Source organism: Vibrio sp. 9-16B-A1, from assembly GCF_056726165.1.
Map to the genome: position 1 here is coordinate 1 of NZ_JBSDZD010000009.1, position 25,964 is coordinate 25,964.

20 protein-coding genes, 1 rRNA gene and 1 other annotated feature are annotated in these 25,964 nt (G+C 53.9%); of the genes, 12 read left to right on the forward strand and 9 right to left on the reverse strand.

Features of this window, described 5'->3' with window-relative positions:
* The 4 genes from ACVB80_RS14865 to rluD form a co-directional block, all read right to left on the reverse strand.
* Positions 1–1,266 (reverse strand): 16S ribosomal RNA (locus ACVB80_RS14865); the annotation flags it as partial.
* Positions 1,267–1,675: 409 nt separating this feature from the next.
* Positions 1,676–4,249: an ATP-dependent chaperone ClpB gene (gene clpB, locus ACVB80_RS14870; RefSeq protein ID WP_481082077.1), complete on the reverse strand. Its 2,574-nt coding sequence runs from the start codon at positions 4,247–4,249 to the stop codon at positions 1,676–1,678.
* Positions 4,250–4,347: 98 nt separating this feature from the next.
* Positions 4,348–5,070, reverse strand: a complete 723-nt coding sequence (gene pgeF, locus ACVB80_RS14875; protein WP_481082078.1) for a peptidoglycan editing factor PgeF — start codon at positions 5,068–5,070, stop codon at positions 4,348–4,350.
* 2 nt (positions 5,071–5,072) lie between these two features.
* Positions 5,073–6,047, reverse strand: a complete 975-nt coding sequence (gene rluD, locus ACVB80_RS14880; protein ID WP_481082079.1) for a 23S rRNA pseudouridine(1911/1915/1917) synthase RluD — start codon at positions 6,045–6,047, stop codon at positions 5,073–5,075.
* Positions 6,048–6,305: 258 nt separating this feature from the next.
* On the opposite strand from rluD, the gene bamD reads away from it, so the two are divergent.
* From bamD to yjjX, 6 genes are all read left to right on the forward strand, one after another.
* Positions 6,306–7,031, forward strand: a complete 726-nt coding sequence (gene bamD, locus ACVB80_RS14885; RefSeq protein WP_481082080.1) for an outer membrane protein assembly factor BamD — start codon at positions 6,306–6,308, stop codon at positions 7,029–7,031.
* 371 nt (positions 7,032–7,402) lie between these two features.
* Entirely contained in the window at positions 7,403–7,735 is a 333-nt protein-coding gene (gene hpf / locus ACVB80_RS14890; RefSeq protein WP_481082081.1) for a ribosome hibernation-promoting factor, HPF/YfiA family, read from the forward strand.
* A gap of 107 nt (positions 7,736–7,842) precedes the next feature.
* Positions 7,843–7,964, forward strand: a sequence feature (Phe leader region).
* A 47-nt stretch (positions 7,965–8,011) separates the two neighbouring features.
* The gene (pheA, locus tag ACVB80_RS14895; protein ID WP_481082082.1) at positions 8,012–9,190 is read left to right on the forward strand and encodes a prephenate dehydratase; all 1,179 of its coding nucleotides are present in this window, start codon (positions 8,012–8,014) and stop codon (positions 9,188–9,190) included.
* 76 nt (positions 9,191–9,266) lie between these two features.
* Positions 9,267–10,316, forward strand: coding sequence for a polyamine ABC transporter substrate-binding protein (locus tag ACVB80_RS14900; protein WP_481082083.1), 1,050 nt, complete (start codon positions 9,267–9,269; stop codon positions 10,314–10,316).
* A complete protein-coding gene (locus ACVB80_RS14905; protein ID WP_481082084.1) occupies positions 10,313–12,637 on the forward strand; it encodes a putative bifunctional diguanylate cyclase/phosphodiesterase in 2,325 nt (774 codons plus the stop codon). The genes ACVB80_RS14900 and ACVB80_RS14905 overlap by 4 nt, the downstream gene beginning before the upstream one ends.
* Positions 12,601–13,134 (forward strand): inosine/xanthosine triphosphatase, encoded by a 534-nt coding sequence (gene yjjX, locus ACVB80_RS14910; protein ID WP_481082085.1) that lies wholly within the window; start codon positions 12,601–12,603, stop codon positions 13,132–13,134. The genes ACVB80_RS14905 and yjjX overlap by 37 nt, the downstream gene beginning before the upstream one ends.
* Here yjjX and trpR read toward each other — a convergent pair.
* Entirely contained in the window at positions 13,115–13,435 is a 321-nt protein-coding gene (gene trpR, locus ACVB80_RS14915; protein ID WP_481082086.1) for a trp operon repressor, read from the reverse strand. The genes yjjX and trpR overlap by 20 nt on opposite strands.
* A gap of 102 nt (positions 13,436–13,537) precedes the next feature.
* Positions 13,538–15,457, reverse strand: a complete 1,920-nt coding sequence (locus tag ACVB80_RS14920; RefSeq protein ID WP_481082087.1) for a transglycosylase SLT domain-containing protein — start codon at positions 15,455–15,457, stop codon at positions 13,538–13,540.
* 324 nt (positions 15,458–15,781) lie between these two features.
* On the opposite strand from ACVB80_RS14920, the gene ettA reads away from it, so the two are divergent.
* From ettA to ACVB80_RS14935, 3 genes are all read left to right on the forward strand, one after another.
* Positions 15,782–17,449, forward strand: coding sequence for an energy-dependent translational throttle protein EttA (gene ettA / locus ACVB80_RS14925; RefSeq protein WP_481082088.1), 1,668 nt, complete (start codon positions 15,782–15,784; stop codon positions 17,447–17,449).
* A 152-nt stretch (positions 17,450–17,601) separates the two neighbouring features.
* Complete coding sequence (locus tag ACVB80_RS14930) at positions 17,602–17,976, forward strand: PilZ domain-containing protein (RefSeq protein WP_481082089.1); 375 nt, start codon at positions 17,602–17,604, stop codon at positions 17,974–17,976.
* Positions 17,977–17,978: 2 nt separating this feature from the next.
* Positions 17,979–18,980 (forward strand): M23 family metallopeptidase, encoded by a 1,002-nt coding sequence (locus ACVB80_RS14935; RefSeq protein ID WP_481082090.1) that lies wholly within the window; start codon positions 17,979–17,981, stop codon positions 18,978–18,980.
* 416 nt (positions 18,981–19,396) lie between these two features.
* On the opposite strand, the gene tyrA is transcribed toward ACVB80_RS14935, so the two are convergent.
* Positions 19,397–20,530: a bifunctional chorismate mutase/prephenate dehydrogenase gene (tyrA, locus tag ACVB80_RS14940; RefSeq protein WP_481082091.1), complete on the reverse strand. Its 1,134-nt coding sequence runs from the start codon at positions 20,528–20,530 to the stop codon at positions 19,397–19,399.
* Between the two features lie 13 nt (positions 20,531–20,543).
* Positions 20,544–21,617: a 3-deoxy-7-phosphoheptulonate synthase gene (locus ACVB80_RS14945; protein ID WP_481082092.1), complete on the reverse strand. Its 1,074-nt coding sequence runs from the start codon at positions 21,615–21,617 to the stop codon at positions 20,544–20,546.
* Positions 21,618–21,810: 193 nt separating this feature from the next.
* Between ACVB80_RS14945 and ACVB80_RS14950 the strand changes: the two genes are divergently transcribed.
* From ACVB80_RS14950 to ACVB80_RS14960, 3 genes are read left to right on the forward strand one after another with little or no spacing between them, the layout of a single operon-like run.
* Positions 21,811–23,514, forward strand: coding sequence for a LytS/YhcK type 5TM receptor domain-containing protein (locus ACVB80_RS14950; protein WP_481082093.1), 1,704 nt, complete (start codon positions 21,811–21,813; stop codon positions 23,512–23,514).
* Between the two features lies 1 nt (position 23,515).
* Positions 23,516–24,238 carry a two-component system response regulator BtsR gene (gene btsR, locus ACVB80_RS14955; protein WP_481082094.1) on the forward strand — a complete coding sequence of 241 codons (723 nt, stop codon included), beginning with the start codon at positions 23,516–23,518 and terminating at the stop codon, positions 24,236–24,238.
* Positions 24,238–24,933, forward strand: a complete 696-nt coding sequence (locus tag ACVB80_RS14960; protein WP_481082095.1) for a DNA alkylation repair protein — start codon at positions 24,238–24,240, stop codon at positions 24,931–24,933. Before btsR ends, ACVB80_RS14960 begins: the two co-directional genes overlap by 1 nt.
* Here ACVB80_RS14960 and nagZ read toward each other — a convergent pair.
* Positions 24,930–25,913: a beta-N-acetylhexosaminidase gene (gene nagZ / locus ACVB80_RS14965; protein WP_481082096.1), complete on the reverse strand. Its 984-nt coding sequence runs from the start codon at positions 25,911–25,913 to the stop codon at positions 24,930–24,932. The genes ACVB80_RS14960 and nagZ overlap by 4 nt on opposite strands.
* Positions 25,914–25,964 lie beyond the last annotated feature (51 nt).

The window sequence follows — 25,964 nt, forward strand, 5'->3', positions numbered from 1 at the left end:
GCCCTCTGTATGCGCCATTGTAGCACGTGTGTAGCCCTACTCGTAAGGGCCATGATGACTTGACGTCGTCCCCACCTTCCTCCGGTTTATCACCGGCAGTCTCCCTGGAGTTCCCACCCGAAGTGCTGGCAAACAAGGATAAGGGTTGCGCTCGTTGCGGGACTTAACCCAACATTTCACAACACGAGCTGACGACAGCCATGCAGCACCTGTCTCAGAGTTCCCGAAGGCACCAAAGCATCTCTGCTAAGTTCTCTGGATGTCAAGAGTAGGTAAGGTTCTTCGCGTTGCATCGAATTAAACCACATGCTCCACCGCTTGTGCGGGCCCCCGTCAATTCATTTGAGTTTTAATCTTGCGACCGTACTCCCCAGGCGGTCTACTTAACGCGTTAGCTCCGAAAGCCACGGCTCAAGGCCACAACCTCCAAGTAGACATCGTTTACGGCGTGGACTACCAGGGTATCTAATCCTGTTTGCTCCCCACGCTTTCGCATCTGAGTGTCAGTATCTGTCCAGGGGGCCGCCTTCGCCACCGGTATTCCTTCAGATCTCTACGCATTTCACCGCTACACCTGAAATTCTACCCCCCTCTACAGTACTCTAGTATGCCAGTTTCAAATGCTATTCCGAGGTTGAGCCCCGGGCTTTCACATCTGACTTAACAAACCACCTGCATGCGCTTTACGCCCAGTAATTCCGATTAACGCTCGCACCCTCCGTATTACCGCGGCTGCTGGCACGGAGTTAGCCGGTGCTTCTTCTGCAGCTAACGTCAAACAATGCCGCTATTAACGACAATGCCTTCCTCACTGCTGAAAGTGCTTTACAACCCGAAGGCCTTCTTCACACACGCGGCATGGCTGCATCAGGCTTGCGCCCATTGTGCAATATTCCCCACTGCTGCCTCCCGTAGGAGTCTGGACCGTGTCTCAGTTCCAGTGTGGCTGATCATCCTCTCAGACCAGCTAGGGATCGTCGCCTTGGTGAGCCTTTACCTCACCAACCAGCTAATCCCACCTGGGCATATCCTGACGCGAGAGGCCCGAAGGTCCCCCTCTTTGGCCCGAAGGCGTTATGCGGTATTAGCTATCGTTTCCAATAGTTATCCCCCACATCAGGGCAATTTCCCAGGCATTACTCACCCGTCCGCCGCTCGCCGCCCATAAACGCACCCGAAGGATTGTTTATGTCGCTGCCGCTCGACTTGCATGTGTTAGGCCTGCCGCCAGCGTTCAATCTGAGCCATGATCAAACTCTTCAATTTAAGATTTTGTCGGCTCAATGAATACTGAACATTACATATAGTAATGTTTGAATTGACTGTGCTGAGTCCGAAGACTCAATGGTCACTTCGTATCATTGAAACCATTTTGAAACCGAAGTTTCATATTGATTATCATCAACGAGTGCCCACACAGATTGATAGGTTTATATTGTTAAAGAGCTTGCTTCGAGAGCCTTTCTCAAAGCGGACGGTCATTTTAACGAGTTAACTTCTTGTGTCAAACTCTTTTTTCCGTCGTGTTGTCCGTGACAACGAGGACGCATTATAGGGAGATTCTTTCCGGGCGCAACCGTAAATTTAAAAAAAATGCCCTTTGGGGCATCAACCGGTCACAAAGAAAACAAATCGCACAAAAAAAGGGCCAAAAGGCCCTTTTTATCGCTGATTTTTATTGATGTGCAATGATTCTGTCGTTGCTGACCACCAGCTTAACTTTCCTGTCCGGCATGATTTTTCCGCCAAGAATGTCTTTCGCCAGCGGATTTTCGACCCCCTGCTGTATCGCCCGCTTAAGCGGACGGGCACCATAAACAGGATCAAAGCCCACTTCAGCGATAAGCTCCAGTGCTTTATCCGATACTTCCAGCTCGTAGCCTTTCTCAGCCATGCGCATACCAAGACGGTCGAGCTGGATCGCCGCAATCGACTTAATATGCTCTTTGCCCAGCGGATGGAACACCACGCTCTCATCTACCCGGTTCAGGAATTCAGGACGGAAATGATGAGTAACGACTTCCATTACCTTCTCTTTAATACCCTGGTAGTCCAGCGCAGCAAAGTTTTCCTGAATCCGGTCAGAACCCAGGTTAGAAGTCATGATCACCACGGTATTACGGAAATCGACCGTACGTCCCTGGCCGTCAGTCAGACGGCCGTCATCAAGTACCTGCAGCAGAATGTTGAACACATCCGGGTGCGCTTTCTCTACCTCATCGAGCAGAATCACCGAGTAAGGTTTGCGTCTTACCGCTTCGGTCAGGTAGCCGCCCTCTTCATATCCGACATAACCCGGAGGCGCACCAACCAATCTAGCGACCGAGTGTTTCTCCATAAACTCCGACATATCGATACGCACCATGGCGTCTTCACTGTCGAACATAAAGTTGGCCAGTGTTTTACACAACTCGGTTTTACCCACCCCGGTAGGGCCAAGGAAAAGGAAAGAGCCGATAGGCTTGTTCGGGTCAGACAGGCCAGCCCTGCTGCGCCGGATCGCGTTCGCGACAACTTCTACTGCTTCACCCTGACCAATCACCCGCTTATGCAGCACTTCTTCCATGCGCAGCAGTTTCTCTTTCTCTGCTTCCAGCATTTTGGACACAGGGATACCTGTTTGTCTGGAAAGCACTTCGGCAATCTCTGCGTCGGTGACTTTGTTACGCAGCAGGGTCATCTCCTGCATTTCTGCCTGAGCGGCCAGGTCGAGCTGTTTTTCAAGCTCAGGGATACGACCATACTGAAGTTCAGACATCCGGTTCAAATCACCGGCCCGGCGGGCGACTTCAAGGTCCATCCTCGCCTGTTCAAGTTCTGACTTGATGTGCTGGGTACCGGAAAGAGCGGCTTTCTCCGCTTTCCAGATCTCTTCAAGCTCGGCGTAGTCGCGCTCTTTCTCTTTTAGCTCGGCGTTTAACGCACCCAGACGTTTGGTGCTGGCTTCGTCGTGCTCATTGACCAGCGCCTGCTGTTCTATCTTGAGCTGAATGATTTTGCGGTCGAGTTTATCCAGTGATTCTGGCTTGGAGTCGATCTGCATCCGGATACTGGACGCCGCCTCATCGATAAGATCGATAGCTTTATCCGGCAACTGGCGGTCCGAGACATAACGGTGCGACAGACTGGCCGCCGCTACGATAGCCGGGTCGGTGATCTCTACATGGTGGTGCAACTCATAGCGCTCTTTCAGACCGCGCAAAATCGCCACCGTGTCTTCAACACTCGGTTCGTCCACCAGCACTTTCTGAAAGCGGCGCTCCAGGGCCGCGTCTTTCTCTACATACTGGCGATATTCGTCAAGGGTAGTTGCACCAACGCAATGGAGCTCACCCCGGGCCAGTGCCGGTTTAAGCATATTACCCGCATCCATAGAGCCTTCGCCTTTACCGGCGCCGACCATGGTATGCAGTTCGTCGATAAAGAGAATGACATTGCCCTCTTCTTTAGAGAGCTCGTTTAACACCGACTTCAGACGTTCTTCAAACTCACCGCGGTATTTGGCACCGGCAACCAGTGCGCCCATATCCAGCGACAGCACCCGGCGGCCACGCAGGCCTTCCGGCACTTCATTATTAATGATGCGCTGCGCCAGCCCCTCAACGATGGCAGTTTTACCTACCCCGGGTTCACCGATGATCACCGGGTTGTTTTTGGTACGGCGCTGCAGCACCTGGATAGTGCGGCGGATTTCATCATCACGGCCGATAACCGGATCAAGCTTGCCCTGCTCGGCGCGTTCGGTCAGGTCTATGGTGAACTTCTCCAGCGCCTGGCGTTTCTCTTCTGCGTTCGGGTCATCGACTTTCTGACCACCACGGATCTGCTCGATAGCATCCGCAATTTTCTTTTCGGTCAGCCCCAGCTCTTTAAGCAACTGCCCCAGCGGACCGTGGTCTTCAATTGCTGCCAGCAGGAAAATTTCTGACGAGATATAGGCGTCCTGGCGTTTTTGCGCCACCTTGTCACACATGTTGAACAAGGTGCCCATACCAGAGGAGAGTTGCACATCACCGCCAATACCACTGACTTTGGGCAGACGGTCAAGCATTTCACTCAACTTGGAGCGAAGCTGGCTGACATCGACACCGAGTGATGTCAGAAGAGGACGAATGGTACTGCCATCCTGATTAAGCAGAGACACCATCAGGTGAACAGGTTCTATATACTGATGATCCCGCCCCAAAGCGAGCGACTGGGCGTCTGAGATAGCAACCTGAAATTTACTGGTAAAGCGGTCAAGGCGCATATCAACCTCCGTGGCCAAACTAACCTGAACAATAAAAACAATATGTTCAATAGATGGGATTCGCCACGGATTTTTTCAAGGTTGAGAGGAGGAGCGGATTAAGCGGGTTCGATCCAGATAAAACTCGCCAGCCGGCCGGTTACGCCGTCGCGGCGGTAAGAGTAGAACTGCTGCGGCTGACGGTAAGTGCACAAATCACTGGCGTAAACCTGATTCACTCCAAGCGCATTCAGTCGCTGAGTCGCCAGCAGCGGCATATCAGCCAGCCATTTACCGTCTGTTTTACGTGTAAAACCGGCTTTGGCCTGCTGGTCGAAGCCGGTAAATGCTTCAACCACATCATCGCCGACTTCAAACGCAGCAGGGCCGATAGCCGGACCAAGCCAGGCCATCACCGGCTTATCGAACATCGCCACCGCTCGCTCCACAATACCGTCTGCCAGCCCGCGCCAGCCCGCGTGTACAGCAGCAACCTGGGTGCCGTCCATATCGGTCAGCAGCACCGGCAGACAGTCAGCGGTCATGGCGCAGCACACCACGCCAGGTGTGGTCGTGACACTGCCGTCCGCGTCCAGGGCCTGCACCTGCGGCTCAGAAACCAGCACGACCTCAGTCGAGTGAGTCTGATTCAGCCATACCGGCTCAGACGGCATTTCTACCTGACGACGGAAAATCGCCCGGTTGCGACGCACTGAATCACTGTCATCCCCAACGTGATCACCCAGATTCAGCCCATGATAAGGCGCGCGGGAGATTCCGCCGATCCGGGTGGAACTGACAGCTTTAACGCACTTTGGCGCCGGCCAGTTGGGGATGTTCATGCTCAGTACTCTTCTTCTTTGTTCTCGCGGGCGTCTTCACGCAGTGCTTCGGTCATGGCAACCATATCGTCCGGTACCGGTGCGTGGAACTCCAGCTCTTCACCGGTGATCGGGTGCTCGAAACGCAGCATCACAGCATGCAGTGCCTGACGGTCAAATGCACGGATCATATCCGTCAGTTCCTGGCTCGCTCCTTTTGGAATACGGGCACGGCCACCGTAGGCGATATCACCCAGCAGCGGATGCTGCAGGTAAGACATGTGCACACGGATCTGGTGTGTACGGCCGGTTTCCAGACGCAGACGGATACGGGTGTGCTCACGGAAGTGCTCTGCCACACGGTAATGAGTTACCGCCGGTTTGCCCATTTCGCTCACTGCCATCAGGGTACGCTTGGTCGAGTGACGGCCAATCGCCTTATCCACTTTACCGCCAGCGGTCATTTTACCGATAGCGATCGCCTCGTACTCACGGGTGATATTACGCTTTTGCAGCGCACGAACCAGGCGGGTCTGAGCCGGTACGGTTTTCGCCACCACCATCAAGCCGGTGGTGTCTTTATCCAGACGGTGCACGATGCCTGCACGCGGCACTTCGGCGATCGCCGGGTAATGGTGCAACAGGGCATTCAGTACAGTGCCATCCGGCGTACCTGCGCCCGGGTGAACCACAAAGTCGCGCGGCTTATTGATAACGATAATGTCATCATCCTCAAAGACGATATCCAGCGGAATATCCTGGGCTTCCCAGCGCTCTTCGTCTTCCAGTTCGGCCAAAAGTACGATCTCTTCGCCACCCATCACTTTCTGACGGGCTTTGGTCACGACAACGCCGTCGACCTTAATTTTGCCTTCCAGCAACCACTCCTTGAGCCGGGAACGTGAATAATCACCAAACAGCTCTGCTACTGCCTGATCAAGACGCTGACCAAGCTGGGCTGGTTTTACAATACTTGTTAATTCAATTTGCTGAGCCATATCGAACTTTTTTTCAATCTGTGGGACTAACAGAGGCCACTGTCGTTTGCCGGAGGGGCATAAGCCCGCCTATAATGCCAGCCTGACCGGAGAAACAGCGCATCAATCGCGCTGAACAAAACCCGGTTCAAACTTTATCGGCCAACGGCCTCTAGCCACTGGTATGGATAAAATGGTTTAATTGGCCATTGTATCCGTTAACCGGCAAGATGTAACGGATGGTATAGAAATAAATATTGCAAGGAACCCCCCGCTGATATGAAAAAGCAGACTTTATCAGGCCTGTTAATGCTCGGACTGCTGTTCGGTTGCTCAAGCAGCAAGGAAATCGTGCCTGATGTGCCACCAGCAGAGCTGTACGCTGATGCGAAAGCCGCGCTTCAAACCGGTAACTGGCGTACCGCCATCGACAAACTGGAAGCACTGGATACCCGCTATCCGTTCGGGGCCTATACCCAGCAGGTGCAACTTGACCTGATCTACGTTTACTACAAGAACAATGACCTGCCGCTTGGCCTGGCCACTATTGAGCGTTTCCTGCGTCTTAACCCGACCCACGAGAAAACCGACTGGGTGCTGTACATGCGTGGCCTGACCCACATGGCCCAGGATCGCAACTTTATGCATGACGTATTCAACATTGACCGCAGCGACCGTGACCCTGAACCGGTTAAAGCCGCCTTTAATGATTTCAAACGTATGCTGCAGCGCTATCCGGACAGCCCGTATGCTGCCGATGCACAAAAACGTATGCTGGCACTGAAAAACCGCCTGGCGGAGTACGATTTGGCCACAGCCGATTTCTACCTGCGCCGCGAAGCCTGGATTGCCGCGATCAACCGCTGCCAGGAACTGCAGAAAACGTACCCGGATACGGTGGCGGCACGTAAATCACTGCGTATCCAGCTCGAAGCCTACAAAAAGCTGGGCCTGACCGAATCGGTACAACGCACTGAGCAACTGATCGAACTCAACCCGCTCTGATTGCTGCTGACACAAAAAAACCGCTGCCCAAATGGGGAGCGTTTTTTTTATATCCGGGTTTCACAGCAGTCAGAATCCTGGTGAGACAGAACTCACACTTCCCTGCTGTTCAGCTTTTAATCATTTGTTTTTTAAGGCTGTACAAAGCCACCAAAAACGAATCATTTTCAGCTTGCTACTTAATCCAATCTAATGACTTTTGGCTCCGGCACAAGATTTTTATGCAGAAATCAGGGCAGGATTTGCCCGGGATCACATTTAGTCTTTCACCCAAAAACACCACTCATTTAAGTGATCCCGATCACATTCATTTAGCCCTGAATGGGTAATCTGGAGTTAACCCATGAGGGATGCTACAGAGGAAAATAACTATGAAAGTAAACATCACTGGCAAAAACATCGAAATCACCTCTGCAATCCGTGCGCATGTTGAGAGCAAGTTTAAAAAACTGGAGAAATGGCAGGTAGACATTATCGGCTGCCAGACCAGCATCAGCGAAGAACCGAACAATAAAATGAAGTTCGAAGCCATCATCTCGGTACCCAAAGGACAACTGGTGGCATCAGCAATCCATGAAGATTTATACGCGGCAGTAAATGAAGCAGAACAAAAACTGGAGAGACAACTAAATAAACTGCGCCACAAACCTGACGCGCGTCGTGCCAGCCACGCAGAAAAACCAGAGCTGGAAGAGCAGGAATAATCAGGAGACGAATCATTACGCGGCGCCCAATGGGCGCCGTTTTTTTTACTTGACGATGTATGGTTGCATGCTTATTGTGGATACTCGCTAAACAAAGGGAAACCCATGACAAATTCATCGCTGTTCTTTTTTGACTTCTTTTTTAGCTGCTGAACAGGCAGAGGCTTAGCTCGTTACTAAAGAGAAATCAAAAACGAACAGAAAGCCTCCTCAGGGAGGCTTTTTTTATACCGGCTGGCACTCAGGTGAACCGGCCGGAATGACAGGGAAAAATTTATGACAGACAGACTCAATGAAATTCGCTTGCGTCTCAACGAGCTCGACGACCAGTTGCTTGCACTGCTTTCCGAACGTCGTCAGCTGAGCATCGAAGTCGCCAAAAGCAAAGTCGAAACCTCAAAACCGGTACGCGATGCCGAGCGGGAACAGCAACTGCTGGTCAAACTTATCAGCAACGGCCGTGATAAATATGATCTGGACGCCCAGTACATCACCAAGCTGTTCCACACCATTATTGAAGACTCTGTTCTGCTCCAGCAGGCTTACCTGCAAAACCTGCTCAACCCGGCCCAGAGCCGCAAACCACTGGCACGGGTGGCTTTCCTTGGCTCAACCGGCTCCTACTCACACCTGGCCAGCCGGGAATACTTCAGCCGCCGTAACACAGAGCTTATCGAACTGAGCTGCAGTCACTTTAAAGAAGTCGCCCAAACGGTCGAATCCGGTCACGCAGACTACGGCCTGCTGCCGATTGAAAACACCAGTTCCGGCTCGATTAACGAAGTGTATGACCTGCTCCAGCACACCACCCTGCACATCGTAGGTGAGCTGACCCTGCCGATAGAACACTGCCTGCTGGCGACCTCTGAGCTGCGCCTTGAGCAAATTAAAACCCTCTACTCGCATCCGCAGCCGCATCAGCAGTGCAGTGAGTTCCTGTCACGCCTGAAAGGCGTTACCCTGGAATCGTGCGCCAGTACCGCCGACGCCATGAAAAAGGTCAAAGAACTCAACAGCCCGGAAGTGGCAGCAATCGGTAACGCATCGAGCGGCAAGCTGTACGGCCTGCAGGCCATTCAGGGCAACATTGCCAATCAGACAGAGAACCACACACGCTTTATTGTTGTCGCACGCAAGCCGGTGGATGTCTCCGCCCAGATCCCGGCCAAAACCACCCTGATTATGTCCACCTCTCAGGAAGCGGGCTCCCTGGTGGAAACCCTGCTGGTACTGCAGCGCTACGGCATCAACATGACCAAGCTGGAATCACGTCCTATCATGGGTAATCCGTGGGAAGAGATGTTCTATGTTGACCTGGAAGCACACCTGGAATCGCAGGAGATGCAGCAGGCACTGTCTGAGCTGACCAAAATAACCCGCCATCTGAAAGTACTTGGCTGCTATCCAAGTGAAAACATTAAGGCAACCCAGGTCAATTTAACTGAGACTAATTAAGTTTCATCACTGACAGCGATTACTTTGCCTCTTATAATTAAGCTTATAAATAAAGTAATTATAAGAGGCCTCTCCTATGCGATGGGCATATCTTTCGCTGCTGTTTGCAGCTTTTGCATGCTCCGGAGACACGTTAACGGTATTTAACTGGCAGTATTACCTGTCGGAGTCCGTTATCGCCCGGTGGGAAACCGAACAGTCACAGACCGTTGAACAGGTCTTTTTTGACTCCGATGGCGAGCGCGACCGCATCCTGACTTCCTCCCCTGCCGGGGCGTTTGATTTGGTGATAGTCGATATGATCAGTGCCGGTCTGCTGGGCAGCAGCGGCGCCCTGACCAGGCTCAATGACGAAGCCCGCAATGCCATGCCCAACCTGAAATATATCGATCCTCACTGGATGAAACAGTGCGGCGACTTCGCCGTGCCTTATTTCTGGGGAGCGATGGGGCTGGCTTACCGCAGTGACAAAATCCTGTCTCCCCCGGCTTCCTGGCATACCCTGATGACCCCGCCCCAGGCACTGAAAGGGCATATCGGCATGATCAGTGATTACTGGGATATGCTGCTGCCATCAGTGATCCTCAGCGGCACTGACTTTACCGAAATAGATCAGCACCTGCTGGAGCAAACCTATACCCGGCTGCGTAACCAGCTTCCTTATGTGCTGCACTACGGCTATCCAATCAGCTATATCGAAAACCATCCGGATGATGAGGAACTGTACCTGACCATGGCCTACAGCGGCGATGAAGTCACGCTGAACGAACTTGCGCCGCACAACAACTGGCATTTTGTCACGCCGCAGGAAGGCAGCCTGGTCTGGGTGGATTGTATCGCCATTCCGGCCACTTCTGCCCAAAAAGATAAGGCCATGGCCTTTATTAACTATCTTAATGGAGCGGATGTGGCTGCCCTCAACGCGAGCGATGTGGGTAACGCATCGCCAAGCCCGGCAGCGATTGAGATCCAAAAAGCCAATGGCAGTTACAACCCCTCTCTCTATCTGAATGACGCCACTATTCACAAGAGCGACTTTTACACTTCCCTGCCCCAGGGAACGGCGATACTGCGCAGCCGTATCATCAACGCCATTTTAAAAGAACATAAGCAGGAGCAGCGATGAAACTGAGTCAGCGTACCCTGCTGTTAATCATTCCTGCAGTGCTGCTCAGTGCAGCGCTGTCGAGCTATATCATCTATCTCAACCAGAAACAGGCGATCATCAAGCTGGAACGCAGCTCAATTGAGCTGAAAATGGAGAAGCTGGCCAGCCATTACCGTCAGGCGGATGCCTTTCTCGACAGCTACGCTTATACCCTGGCCAATACCCCGGTACTGCAACGCTATTTTACTGACAGCACCAACCCATACCGGGAAGTGCACCTGAGTGAAAACCTGACCGGGATGCTCAAAGATCTCGCCAAAACCGACCAGGGCTTTGCCGCACTGGCACTGCTTGACCATCAGGCCAACCCGCTGCTCTACGTAGACAACGGCACCGATCCGTTTTCTGCACTCAGCCCCGGCGTACGTGAGTTCATCAGTCACTCACTGAACGACAACTACACGGACAAAACCGTCTACCTCTACAATAACGATGGCAGCGGCCTGCTGGTGCGCTATGACACCTATGACCGCAGAACCTTCCAGCCTCCGCTGGGACCACCCGATGAGCACACTCTGATCGTCGCGGTAATGACATCGGCAGCCTCTTTTGATGCCCTGCTGCACGAACTGGAACTGGAACACCACACCGTAGTGACATATTCCAGCACCCCTCCGGAAGAGACGCAAACCCTGACCTATTCGGTAGCGCTGGATAACGGGATCTATGCCACCATAGATCCGGCTTCATTTCTGCTCAAACAGCGGCTGGAGCGCCTGCTCAGGGAACTGCTGATCGCCTTCGGCCTCTCGTCTGCGCTGGCGGTAATGATCCTGCTTACGCTGTTCTTCCGCTACGTGATCCGCCCCATCACCCATCTGGACACCCAGTTACGGGAAGTGGAAGCCAACCGCAGAACCAATATAGAAGTACTCAACAGCAAAGATGAAATTGGCAACCTGTCCCACAAGTTTCATCAGATGTATCAGGAGCTGGCAGACAGTTTCCAGCAAACCAAAGAGCTGGCAGACAGCGATCAGCTGACCCGGCTGGCCAACCGGCGCCACTTCCACAACCAGGTCGTTGAGCGTACAGAGCATCTCAATAAAGAGCTCCACAGCGCCTGGCTGATGTACGTGGATCTGGACAACTTCAAGTTTGTGAACGACAAGTACGGGCATAAAGTCGGGGACATGGTGCTGGTACACTTTGCCCAGCAACTGACAAACCTGGCGATAGAGTTCCAGCAGCGCTACCACACCATGATCTATGCTTCGCGCCTGTCTGGTGATGAGTTTGCCGTCTATCTGGATGCGCCCCAGGATCACAGGATGCTGATCCACAGCTTCTGTGACCGGATCCTGCTGCCGATGCAAAATGGACTCAAGACTGCCACCGGCACCTACCCGATCACCGCCAGTATAGGTATCGCTTCGTGGGGTGAAGATGGCAACAGCATAGAGAAACTGCTCTCACGGGCCGATACGGCAATGTATCAGGCCAAGGATGCGGGCAAGAACCGCTATGCTTTCTATTCACCGGAGCTCGATGCGATCATACGGCGCAACAATGACATCGAGCGGGCCCTGCGCGAACAGCACTATGACGATGAGTTTTATCTTGTGTACATGCCTCTGGTGGATCGCAACGAGACCCATGTCGCTGGTGTCGAAGCACTGCTTCGCTGGGATTCGCCCAAACTGGGGTTTGTCTCCCCGGATGAGTTTATTCCGATTGCGGAAAAAACCGGGCTGTTTGAAGAGATCGACCGCTGGGTGATCAAGCAGGCGTTCAGTGAGTTTCATCACCTGCAGCGCCAGTTCAGCTATCCGGTGCAGCTATCGGTGAACCTCTCTTCAGCCGAGCTCAACTACAGCCCGCTGGCGGACTTTATCGTTGAAGAGGCCCGCTTCCACAGCGTGCCGCATCACCTGGTGGCGTTTGAAATCACCGAGACTTTTGCCGCCAACAGCCAGGACTTCCCGTTGCTGCATGAGCTGGACCGCCTCGGCTTCCCGCTGGCAATTGATGATTTTGGCTCCGGATATACCTCGTTTACCCAACTGGTGCGTTACCCAATCCAGAAAATTAAGCTTGACCGGCAGTTTTTGATCTCTATGTTAGAGACCAACAAAGGACACATCATTAAACCGCTGATCGAGCTTTGTCACTCAGAAAAACTGTGCGTTACCGCTGAAGGGGTGGAGAACCACGCCATGTTCCAGTGGCTGAGAGACAGTGGCTGCGATTACATGCAGGGCTACCACTTTGGTAAGCCAATGAAAATAGAAGAGCTTCATCAATGGCAACAGCTACGTCAGGAAAGAAAGTCATCATAGCCTCCCTTAACCCGGCCAAGATCAGTGCCGTCACCAGCGCGTTTGAACAGGCCATGCCCACTGAGTTATTTGAGTTCGAAGGGGTATCAGTCCCGAGCGGAGTCCCCGATCAGCCCCTCAATGACAGCGAGACAAAACAGGGCGCGCTGAACCGGGTACACAACGCAAAACAGGCCCGGCCGGAAGCCGATTATTATGTCGGGCTGGAAGCCGGGATCCACGGCAGTTCGACCTATGCCTGGATGATCATCGAAGATCAGCATAAACGGGGCGAGTCCCGCTCTGCCAGCCTGATGCTGCCACCGGAAGTACTGGAGAAAGTAAGGGAAGGAAGTGAACTGGGAGATGTCATGGATGCCACCTTTGGCACCCAAAACATCAAACAGCAGGGAGGCGCGATTGGCCTGCTGACCGGTCATCAACTGACCCGCAGCAGCGTTTACCACCAGGCGTTAATCCTGGCGCTGATCCCATTTCTTAATCCTGAGCGTTTTTAGCGTCGATCTGAGCCTGCAGCAGCGCCTGAAGCTGCTGCTTCTCATCCGCTGACTTACCTTTCAGCTCATTAGAACCCCGGGTAATGGTGGCAATGCCGACGCCCAGCATCTGACTGATCTGGCGCTGGGAGATCTCCCCTTTCAGCAGTTCATGAAAGATGTTCACTCGGGCCACCATGGCCTCGCGCTCATCCGGGGTCATCAGCATGGTCAAAAACAGTTCGTGCTGACCGTTTTCGGTCGCATACTTCACTAAATCCAGCAGGTCCTGCCACTCAGAATATTCTGGTTTTACTGACATACAGGGCTCTCATCTTAATGGTGGTAGTTACTAAATGGTGATAGTCACTAAATGGTAATAGTTACGCGTCACATTCTATCCGGTGACGCGTCCAAATCCCATCTAGTACTTCGCATTTCTTTCACCATTGGTGAGAAACTCGCCCTGTTTGCCGGTCAGGTAGCGGTAATAAGACTCAAACATCAGCACGTTCTGCACGTATCCGCGGGTCTCGTTAAACGGGATCGCTTCAATAAAGGCAAATACATCCAGCTGCTTATCCGTCTGCTCGCGCCACGAATCCACCCGGTAAGGTCCGGCGTTATAAGCGGCAAAGGCGTAGATCCGGTTGCCGTCGTAGCGGTCGAGCAGACTGCTCAGGTAGCCGGAACCGATCTCAATATTCTTCTGCACCGAATAGAGCTGTGAAGGGCCATCATAGGGGATATCCAGCTTACGGGCAGTGTACTGCGCGGTGCGTGGCATGATCTGCATGATACCCCGTGCTCCAACCGGCGAACGGGCCTCGGCATCCATACCGCTCTCCTGACGGGCCAGTGACATCAGCGTCAGGGGCTGAACATCATATTTATCGCCGTAGAAATCAAACCACCAGCGGTGCGCCACCGGGAAACGCAGATAGATATCATCCCATACCCGGGCAGCGATCGAGGCTTTTACTGTCAGATGGTGCCAGCGCTGCGAAGCCGCGTATTTGGCCAGAGCCGCTTTCTGAGTCTCGTTTGAACGGGCCAGCAACCAGTCCCATTCACTTTTGGCCGCAGCGATCTTATCCAGCGCGATCAGCTCTTCTACCCGATCCAGCGTGCTCTGATGCTTTTTGAGCGAACTCATATCCACATGGGTTTTCTCAATATCAAACCGCACCGCTTTACCCAGAGTCTGGGCGGCGACAACGCTGTAGTAGTGACGCTGACCCAGCATACCTTCCAGGCGCTTGCGAGCCTGGCGGTGCTGGCCGTTTTCCATTTCAGCCCGCGCCAGCCAGTACTGCCAGCGCAGCGACGTTTTTTGTCCCGGAGACAGGCGCAGGATCCATGCCTCTACGCCCGCCCAGTCTGCACTGCGCATCGCCTGGCGGATCCGGCGCTCTTTGAGCGAATCACTGTGGCTGGCGGCGATGGCTTTGTCGCGCCAGACAATAAGGGCTTTATCGTCACTGGTCATCAGCCTGCCCGCCAGGTAATCTTTCAGCTTGCGGGCCTCCCCGTCACTGAGCTTCTGGCCTTTCACCACCAGGGCAAACTGGCTGACCGCTTCTTCAATGTCTTTGCGTGCCAGACGTTTCAGCGCCAGCTGTGACAACTGCTGATTGAACTCAGTGACGAACTGCTTTTTAGCGTATGCCCCCGCCCCTTCCGGTTTGCGGTAGAGGGTTTTGAGCGCTTCTCCGGCTTCGGGATCTTTAAGCATCTTCGACAGATAGCTGATCATCTGGCCATTGCCCGCGCCAAACGTCAGCAGCATTCGGTCCAGAATCGCCTCATCCGTAAAGCCGTCCGTCTTTTTCCAGGCATCAAACAGCTCGTCACAGGCTTCGCTGACGCTGCTGCCGCTGCGCCACAGCTTCGCCGCCCCGCGATAGGCGGACGCCTTATCCCCGGTTTCCAGCTTAGCGGTGTAGTAGTGGCACAAATAGGTTTCTCCGCGTGGCACCCGGGTCTGATACTCGTTGATCTCCTGCCATCGGCCATCGGCGGCTAACCGGTCAAGGTAAGTAGCACGAATGCGCTGTGAAAACGGCAGTTCATAAAACTGCTTTTGAAACGCGGTCACTTCTGCCGGGGTTTTCTCACCCAGCTGAAGTAAAAAGGTGCGGTAATCGAGATAAGGAGTCAGCGGATACGCCGCTATCTGATCACGCATTGCAAGGTAACGCTGCGGCTCTTTGGCATCAAGCATCTGCTGCGCCTGCTCATACAGGTCGCGCTGCTGTACGAGCGCATCCTGCGTGGTGGCACTGGCCGGCAATGCCGCCAGCCAGCCCAGTAATAGTCCCAGTCCATAATGTGTCTGACGCATGGTGTACTTCCTTTAATGCTTTGCCTTCTAATTATTGGTTGTGGCAATCTGAAATCGCGCTGAGTGCGCCTGCCTGTTCATTCAAGACCACTCAGGCCGGTAACACAAGCCTAAACTGGTTTGATGACAGTTGTCATACGCCCAGTAAACTCCTCCCCCGGCTTTAAGTCACTTATATTGCAGACCCCGGCCTGGAAATGAGAGTTCCGTCGAAACAATGTCAAATTATTACCCGGATAAAAAACCGGTCTCTCCACTGACATTCAAAGCGGACCTGGTATAAAATAGCCCCCTATTTTTTTGTACAAACAGGAAAGATCGGCAATGGCTGAATACGTCTATACCATGTCGCGGGTGAGCAAAATTGTTCCACCTAAGCGTCAGATCCTAAAAGACATCTCTCTGAGCTTCTTCCCGGGTGCCAAAATCGGTGTTTTGGGCCTGAACGGTGCGGGTAAATCTACCCTGCTGCGCATCATGGCGGGTATCGATACCGATATCGACGGTGAAGCGCGTCCACAACCAGGCCTGAATGTTGGCTACCTGCCACAGGAGCCGGTGCTGGATGAATCAAAAACCGTACGTGAAGTGGTTGAAGAAGCCGTTGCTGATGTAGCCGATGCGCTGAAACGCCTTGATGCGGTTTACGCAGCTTACGCAGAACCGGAAGCCGACTTCGATGCACTGGCAAAAGAACAGGGTGAACTGGAAGCGCTGATCCAGGCGAAAGACGGTCACAACCTGGATAACGCCCTGGAGCGTGCTGCCGATGCACTGCGTCTTCCAGAGTGGGACCAGAAGATTGAACACCTGTCCGGTGGTGAGCGCCGCCGTGTGGCTATCTGTCGTCTGCTGCTGGAAAAACCAGACATGCTGCTGCTCGACGAACCAACCAACCACCTGGACGCAGAGTCTGTTGGCTGGCTGGAACGCTTCCTGGTCGATTACAACGGTACCGTTGTGGCGATTACCCACGACCGTTACTTCCTGGATAACGCAGCTGGCTGGATTCTGGAACTTGACCGTGGTGAAGGTATTCCATGGGAAGGTAACTACACCTCATGGCTTGAGCAGAAAGACGCACGTCTGAAGCAGGAAGCCTCTCAGGAGAAAGCGCGCCAGAAGACCATCGAGAAAGAACTTGAGTGGGTTCGTCAGAATCCTAAAGGTCGTCAGGCGAAATCGAAAGCGCGTATGGCCCGCTTTGAAGAGCTGAACAACTCAGATCACCAGAAGCGTAACGAAACCAACGAACTGTTTATCCCGCCGGGTGAGCGTCTGGGTGACAAGGTTATCGAAGTGAATAACCTGACCAAATCATTCGGTGACCGCGTTCTGATCGACGACCTGTCGTTCAGCGTGCCTAAAGGTGCGATCGTGGGCATCATCGGTGCCAACGGTGCCGGTAAATCTACCCTGTTCAAGATGCTGAGCGGCACAGAGCAGCCGGACTCAGGTACCATCGAACTGGGTGATACCGTGAAACTGGCCTCTGTAGATCAGTTCCGTGACTCTATGGATGACAGCAAGACGGTGTTCCAGGAGATTTCTGAAGGCGCTGACATCATCAAGATCAACAACTTCGAAATCCCTGCCCGCGCTTACTGTTCACGCTTTAACTTCAAAGGTGTAGACCAGCAGAAGGTGATCGGCGAGCTGTCTGGTGGTGAGCGTAACCGTGTTCACCTGGCAAAACTGCTGAAAACCGGCGGCAACGTACTGCTGCTCGATGAACCAACCAACGACCTGGACGTAGAAACCCTGCGTGCGCTGGAAGAAGCGCTGCTGGAATTCCCGGGCTGCGCAATGGTTATCTCGCACGACCGCTGGTTCCTGGACCGTATCGCGACCCACATCCTGGACTACCGTGATGAAGGTCAGGTGAACTTCTACGAAGGTAACTACACCGAGTACTCTGAGTGGCTGAAGCAAACTCTGGGCGCTCAGGCAGCAGAGCCTCACCGTATCAAGTACAAGCGTATTGCCAAGTAATCGCTGTCATATTAAGGCCACCTACCGGTGGCCTTTTTTATGTCCGTTATCAATCCGGTTCTCCGCCCGTATCACAGTTTTTAGCCGCACCCGTGCTGGTAAGCTAAACTAAAGCTATGATGAATCAAAAGGATCCGTTTCGAGAGAGAACTATGATAGAACGCCGCCGCTTTTCAAGAATTGTTTATCAGGCCCCTGCCACCCTTTCCCAGCAGGGCGTAAACCTGGAATGCAATATCCACGATCTCTCGTTGCACGGGCTGCTGGTCAGTGCCCATGATGAGTCACACCTTCTGAACCGTGACCAGAGCGTCAACGTAACTTTTACCCTTCCAGGCAGCGATGTTGTGATAACATTGCAGGCCGAAATTGTCGGGCTGGATCACAATTCCATCCGACTAAAAATACAACACATTGATATTGATAGTATTAGCCACCTCAAGCGGCTGGTTGAGCTCAACGTCGGGGATGAATCCCTGCTGCACCGCGAGCTGGAACAGTTGTCTGATCTTGGCTCACATGATTAGTAATGCAAAAACGCAAGATCCTGATCTCCATCCCTGTCAGGGGTGGGGCTGAACAATTTTCCGTATCCAGAAAGGCCGTGTGGGCCTTTTTGTTTTTTATCGCCCTCTCGCCGGCGATAGCACTCTGGTGCTACCTGCAATATACCCAGACTCAACAGATACTGGAGCACAAGACACAAAAGATGGTGCGCAACTTTGACGCCGCGCTGCAGCAGGTTGCCTACCTGGACAGCAAGAGCAGTCAGTTCAAAACCCTGTATGAAGCGGAAGCCCTGTCGAATCACACCCTGGCATCTGAACTGGAAGACAAGAACTCTCAGATCGTCGCGCTGGGCCAGCGGGTCAATGACGTGGAAACCGTACTGGGCCTTGGCGGCGATGAGCCGCGTGAAGAGCAGAATCTCGAAGCCCGTATCGATGCCGCAGCCGTCGACTCCGCCGTGCGCACCACCCTGTTCCGTCTGCTGCCCAACCAGGCGCCGATGAGTTTTGAGCGTATCTCGTCTGACTACGGCTACCGCCGCCACCCAATCACAGGTAAGCGTCACTTCCACCGTGGCTACGACATGACCTGCTCTCCGGGCGAGCCCATCTTTGCCCCGGCAGATGGCGTGGTGGAATTTACCCGCCCGAGCAACCAGGGTTACGGAAACTACCTGAAACTGCGCCACTCGTTTGGCTTTATGACCGCCTACGCTCACCTGAACAGCTTCAAGGTGCGCAGCGGCCAGTTCGTCAGCAAGGGTGAGCTTATCGCCCTGTGCGGCAACACCGGCACTTCCACCGGCCCCCACCTGCACTACGAAGTACGCTTCCTTGGCCGTACCCTTAACCCGGCCAACTTTATCGCCTGGGGGCCGGAGAACTTTGATCAGCTGTTTGAAAAAGAGCGCAGCATCAAGTGGCCGTCACTGCTGGCGATCGTCAACAAGGTGGTTCAGCAACAGGTCCTGCTGACCCAGCAGCCTGAACCAGTGAGTCTGCCGGATACGGCGAAGAACTGAGTGTGAAAAAAGAGCAGCTTGGCAGCTGCTCTTTTTGGTTGCGGGGTTCGTGGGACGTGGTTCGAGGAGGCTGGTAGATTAAAATAACATTTGTCGTCCCGGACGCGTTCCGCTTAACTGTTACCACTCTCAGGGGCGGGCGCGAGCCGGGATCTGGTGAAGCGTTCAGAGAAGCCAAATGACCACAAGAACTGAAAACGGTCATCCTGAACGCGCTCCCGTTAACATTCCCCTATCTCACTGGTAAAGCGCGATTCAGGATCTTCTGTCAGCAGGGGGAATACGCATCTCGCGACAGCGACTGCACAGAGCTGAAGGCTGCTTTAAGGGGTCACTTCAGACCATGGAAACGAGTAAAGCCAGGTGCTGGCTCCGGACTAAAAAGAGCGACTCTTACGTCGCTCTTTTTTTATGGGTTAACTCCGCGGCCTGTGAATCGCGTCGTTAGCCTGCTTCAGCAGCTTCTGGCTCTCATCCATAAACTGCTGCGAGTAGTCGCCGAACCAGTCTGAGACCTTATCGAATGCGGTGACAAACGCCTGCTTGTCTTTGCCTTCCAGCACGGCGATCGCTTCACCAAAGCGGTGGTGGAAGCGCTTGATCATCTCGATATTCTGCTCTGAGGACATAATGATGTCCGCGTACAGATTCGGGTCCTGGGCAAACAGACGGCCGACCATCGCCAGTTCCAGCCGGTAAATAGGTGAGCTCAGCTGCAGCAGTTTATCCAGCTCCGGATTCTCACTGCACAGATGCAGGCCGTAAGCAAAAGAAGTGAAGTGACGCAGCGCCTGGATCAGGGTCATACCGTGGTCGTGCTGAGCCGCGTCAATATCACACACTACCGCACCCCAGATCTCGATCTGTTTCAGCAGCCACTCATACGCTTCTGGCTGACGGCCGTCACAGCGCACCACCACCTGCTTGGCAAGGCTTGGTACATCCGGACCAAACATAGGGTGCAGGCCAACCACCGGGCCGCTGTGCGCGTCCAGCATCGCCTGCAGTGGTTTGGCTTTTATCGAAGTAAGATCACACAGAATGCAGTTTTCCGGAAGCTTTGGCAGCCGGGCGATAACGTCTTCGGTCAGATGAATAGGAACCGTGACTACCACCAGACCGGCGTCAGAAACCAGCTCTTCTGCCCGCTCCCAGTCCTGACTGCCCAGAACACGCACTTCGTATCCTGACAGGGTAAACATACGGGCAAACAGGCTGCCGAGCTGACCGCGGCCACCGACGATCACCACCGGGCCGAGCTCAGGTTTCAGGCAGGTAAAACCTGAGTCTTTTTCACTGGCATACGACTCACGCATAGTGCGGCGCAGAATATCCTCGATCAGCTGGGGCGGTACTCCCAGGCGCTCTGCCTCTGCCCGGCGCGATGCCAGCATTGCCGCTTCCCGCTCGGGTACATAGATGGGCAGGCCATGCCGGCTCTTTACTTCACCGACCTGTTCTACCAGCGCAAGCCGTTGCGCCAGCAGATCCAGCATCTGCTTATCTACACTGTCTATCTGATCTCTGAGTTGGTCTAATTCTGCAGCCATTCACACTACCTTGTTAATCCTGGATACGCTGTTGTAAGAAAGGCACAAGCTCTTGATGTGCATGCGTTAATAGTGCCTCAGTTGCTTCCCAATTGATACAGGCATCGGTGATGGATACGCCATATTTCATCTCTTCGCGTGGCAGATCCGATGACTGGTTACCCTCGTTAATATGGCTCTCGATCATCAGGCCAATGATCGAACGGTTACCCTCGCGGATCTGATGCAGCACATCTTCAGCAACCAGCGGCTGGCGACGGTAATCTTTACGCGAGTTAGCGTGACTGCAGTCCACCATCAGCGCCGCATCCAGACCCGCAGCCGCCATTTCCTGCTCACACTCGGTGACAGAAACAGAATCATAGTTGGTTTGCTTACCGCCACGCAGGATCACGTGACCATCCGGGTTCCCCTGGGTAGTCAGAAGCGCCACCTGACCTTCACGGTTAATACCCATAAAGCGGTGACCGGAAGAGGCTGCCTGCATGGCGTTGATCGCGGTTGAAAGACTGCCGTCGGTGCCGTTTTTGAAACCAACCGGCATCGACAGACCACTGGCCATTTCACGGTGAGTCTGGGATTCGGTGGTACGCGCACCGATCGCCGCCCAGCTGAACGTATCCCCCAGGTACTGCGGGCTGATAGGGTCCAGCGCTTCGGTCGCCAGCGGGATTTCCATCTCAGCCAGATCCACCAGCAGCTTGCGCGCTACATGCAGGCCGTGGCCGATATCGAAACTGCCGTCCAGGTGCGGGTCGTTAATCAGCCCTTTCCAGCCTACCGTAGTACGCGGCTTTTCAAAGTAAACCCGCATCACCAGGTAGAGCTGGTCACCAACTTTCTCAGACAGCGCTTTGAGCTTCTTGGCGTAATCCATCGCTGCATCGACATCATGAATTGAACATGGACCACATACCACCAGCAGGCGGTGATCCTTCTTCTTAATGATGTCGGCGATTTCGTTGCGCGAATGCTGAATAAAGCGGCGGGCGTTATCGCTGAGCGGGATCTCCTGCTTTAACTGATTTGGTGTGATCAGGACCTGCTCGTCACTGATATGAATGTTACTGAGTTCACTTTTCTGCATCACTAAACCTGTATTTTATATTTTACACCCAGATTCCATTCTGGGCTCTGAAAAGACAATAAGCACAAATTAACAGCATAAAATGGAATTGCAAGTGTAAATCAAAATAAACATTTACCGTAAAAATATATTTACATACCGAATCAGAGCATTCTCTAATACAATAGGGAAAACGCGACGACCCAGAGCCGATATGGATTTAGTTCTCTCCCTTTTGCAACAGATGTGTGTCTATCTGGTGCTGGCCTATATGCTGAGCAAGACGCCGCTGGTACTGCCCCTGCTCAACATCTCCCAGCGCTGGACCCACAAGTTCAGTGTATACGTAGTTTTCTCCCTGTTCTGTATCATGGGCACCTATTTTGGTCTGCAGATCAACGATGCGATTGCAAACACCCGGGCGATCGGCGCGGTCATGGGCGGCCTGTTTGGTGGCCCTGTGGTGGGCTTTCTGGTCGGCCTGACCGGCGGCATGCACCGCTACAGCCTCGGCGGATTTACCGATGTGGCGTGCGCCATTTCTACTACTGCAGAGGGCCTGATTGGCGGCCTGATGCACAGCTACTATGTCCGGCGTGATAAGGGCGATCAGCTGTTTAATCCGATGATCGTCTTCCTGGTCACCCTGCTGGCCGAACTGATTCAGATGCTGATCATCCTGGCGGTAGCCCGCCCGTTCGACCAGGCGTACTCACTGGTCTCCGCCATCGCTGCACCGATGATCATCGCCAACTCAGTCGGGGCGATGCTGTTTATGAGCATCCTCCAGGACAGGAAAACCATTTTCGAAGAGTACTCGGCTACCTTCTCCCGACGGGCGCTCTCTATTGCTGAGCGTACCGTCGGGGTGCTCAGCTCCGGATTTAACTCGACCAACGCCGATAAGATCGCCCGCATCGTCTATGAAGAAACCAAAGTCGGCGCAGTCTCAATCACCGACCGGGACAAGATCCTCGCCTTTGTTGGCATCGGCGATGACCACCATAAACCCAACACTCCGATTTCCTCCCAGTGCACCCTGGACTCGATCAACCAGAATGACATCATCTACCTGGACGGCACCGAGACACCTTACCAGTGTTCCCTGTCTGCCGAGTGTAAGCTGGGCTCGGCGCTGATCATTCCGCTGCGTCAGGGCGATGAAGTGGTGGGCACCATCAAACTCTACGAACCGAAGAACAAGCTCTTCTCCACCATCAATATGTCGATGGCTGAAGGGATCGCCGAGCTGCTCTCCAGTCAGCTCCTCTACGGCGATTATCAGCAGAAACAGACCCTGCTGACCCAGGCCAGGCTTAAGCTGCTGCATGCTCAGGTGAACCCGCACTTCCTGTTTAACGCGCTCAATACCATCAGTGCTATTACCCGGCGGGACCCGGAGAAAGCGCGCCAGCTCATTCAGCACCTGTCGCATTTTTTCCGCAGTAACCTGAAACAGAACATCGAAACAGTCCGGCTCAAAGAGGAGCTGGCCCACGTAAACGCCTACCTGACTATAGAGAAAGCCCGCTTCACCGACCGGCTGGAAGTAGAAACGGATATCGATGAGTCCCTGCTTGAGCTGGAAATCCCGAGCTTTACCCTGCAGCCACTGGTCGAGAACGCGATCAAACACGGCATCTCCAACCTGCTCGATGGCGGCAGGGTGCGCATTTACAGCCAGCCGGTTACCGGCGGGCACCGCATCGTGGTGGAAGACAACGCCGGCAGCTATCAGGCCCCGAAGGATGAGCATGGCGGTCTGGGGATGGAGATCGTCGATAAGCGACTGACCAACCGGCTCGGAAAAGCGGCCTCGCTCAAAACAGAGTGTGAGCCGGGACGCTATACTCGTATGAGTTTCCTGCTGCCACTGACAGAATTATCAAAACAACAAAACGTGAACAATGAGGAGTGACATGCTGAGCGCAATTGTCATTGATGACGAGCTGTTTGCCCGTGAAGCCCTGATCGAACAGCTGGATGAAACCGGCCAGATTGAGGTGGTGGATCAGGCCAGTAACGCCATAGAAGGCCTGAAGAAGATCAACACCCACAAACCGGACGTGGTATTTCTCGATATCCACATGCCACAGGTCTCTGGTATGGAGCTGCTGGCAATGCTCGACCCGGATACCATGCCCAACGTAGTATTCGTCACCGCCTACGACCAGTATGCGATTCAGGCATTTGAGGAAAATGCGTTTGACTACCTGCTCAAACCTATCGAGCCCTCGCGCCTTGAGAAATGCATCGCCCGGCTGGTGAAAACCCATCAGTTGAAAACGCCGCAGGATCTTGCTCCTGTCACGCCAAGTGAACTCAGCCAGGTGCCGTGTATCGGCCACAACCGGATTGTGATCATCCCGGTCCGGGAAGTGGAATTTGCCTACACCGACATCAGCGGCGTGCAGATCCGGACCGCTACCGAAAGCGCCACCTCTCAGCTGACCCTGAAAGTGCTGGAGCAAAAAACCCCGCTGCTGCGCTGCCACCGCCAGTACCTGGTCAACACCAAAGCGATACGTGAGATCCGCCTGCTGGAAAACGGCCTGGCCGAGATCATTACCAGCAGCGGTCAGCCGGTTCCGGTCAGCCGCCGCTACCTGAAAAGCCTCAAAGAGACTCTGGGATTCCACTGATGACAGACTGGATGGACAGGCTCAATGAGCTGGCCGACCCGGAGCGCGCCGCTCACAGCCAGCGTTTTTTCAAAACCGGACCGGGAGAGTACGCCGAAGGAGACCGCTTTCTCGGTATCCGGGTACCAGAGTTGCGTAAAGTCGCCAAAACCCTGCGCGGAATGAGCCTGAATGAAGTCACGCCGCTGCTGACCTGCGAATACCATGAAGTGCGCCTGATGGCGTTGTTTGTGTTAGTGGAGAAGTTTGAAAAAGGCGACTCAGAAACCCGCCGGCAGGTATTTGAACTCTATATGGCCCATACCCGCTACATCAACAACTGGGATCTCGTCGACAGCTCAGCGCCGCAAATCGTCGGCGGCTATCTGGCAGACAAAGAGCGGGGCCTGCTGTATGAACTGAAAGACTCAGATGATCTGTGGCGGCGACGTATCGCGGTGCTGGCCTGTTTTTACTTTATCCGCCGCGGCGACTACCTGGATGTTCTCGCCATCAGCGAGGCCCTGCTTGGCGACCCGCATGACCTTATCCACAAAGCCACCGGCTGGATGCTGCGTGAAACCGGCAAACGTGACCCGGCACTGCTGCTGGATTTTCTCGACCGCCACAGCAAAACCATGCCCCGTACCATGCTGCGCTACTCGATAGAAAAACTTACCCCTAAGCAGCGCAGGCATTATATGGCGAAAGACTAATCCACCAGCGGACGCATCGCTTCGCTGGCTGCTTTCCACTCCGGGCTGCTTTGCAGCTCGCTTAACGTAAAGCTCTGCTTTTTCAGCAGTCCCTGCGCTTTGGGTACTTCTGTTACAGGCAGACGATCCAGCACTTCAACCGCTGACGGGCGGTGGTTGCACATCAGAATCATGTCACAGCCGGCATCGAGAGACTGCTGAGCCCGCTCAGCCGCGCCGCCCATGATCTTAGCCCCTTCCATACCCAGGTCGTCAGAAAACACCAGCCCGTTAAAACCAAGCTGGTCACGCAATACCTTTTTCAGCCAGTACTGGCTGCCGCTGGCAGGCTGGTCATCATAATTCGGGTAAACCACGTGAGCCGGCATCATGGCATCGAGAATACCGGCATCGATCTGGGCCTTAAACACCGCCATATCCAGCGCAAAAATATCATCGCGCGGGTCTACCGGCGTCTCCAGATGCGAATCAGCTATTACCCCGCCGTGGCCCGGGAAGTGTTTACCGGTCGTGGCCATACCTGCCTGCTTCATCCCTTTAATAAACGCGCCGGAATGACGGATGATGGTCTGGGCATCTTCGCCAAATGCCCGGTTACCGATGGCCCGGCACTCATAGCCCTGGTCGAGGACCGGTGCGAAGCTGAGGTCGATGTCATGAGCGACCAGCTCAGCAGCCATCAGCCAGCCCGCCTGACGGGCCAGCTCTTCCCCTCCGGCAAGCTCACCATAGCGGCTCGCTGCGGGAATACGGCTGAAGCCGTCCTTAAAGCGCTGCACCCGGCCGCCTTCCTGATCGACCCCGATCAGAATCGGCTTACCGGCGGCTTTGCGAATCGCCTTATTGAGCGCAAGCAGCTGTTTATTATCGTGATAGTTTCTGGCGAACAGGATTACCCCGCCAACCAGAGGGTGCTCAAGCAGCTCGCGCTCCTCTGCATCCAGCTCACATCCTTCCACATCCAGCCACAACGGACCCATCCTGCACCTCTGTCACACAAAATTTTCGTTGCCGCCAGATTATTCGCTTTA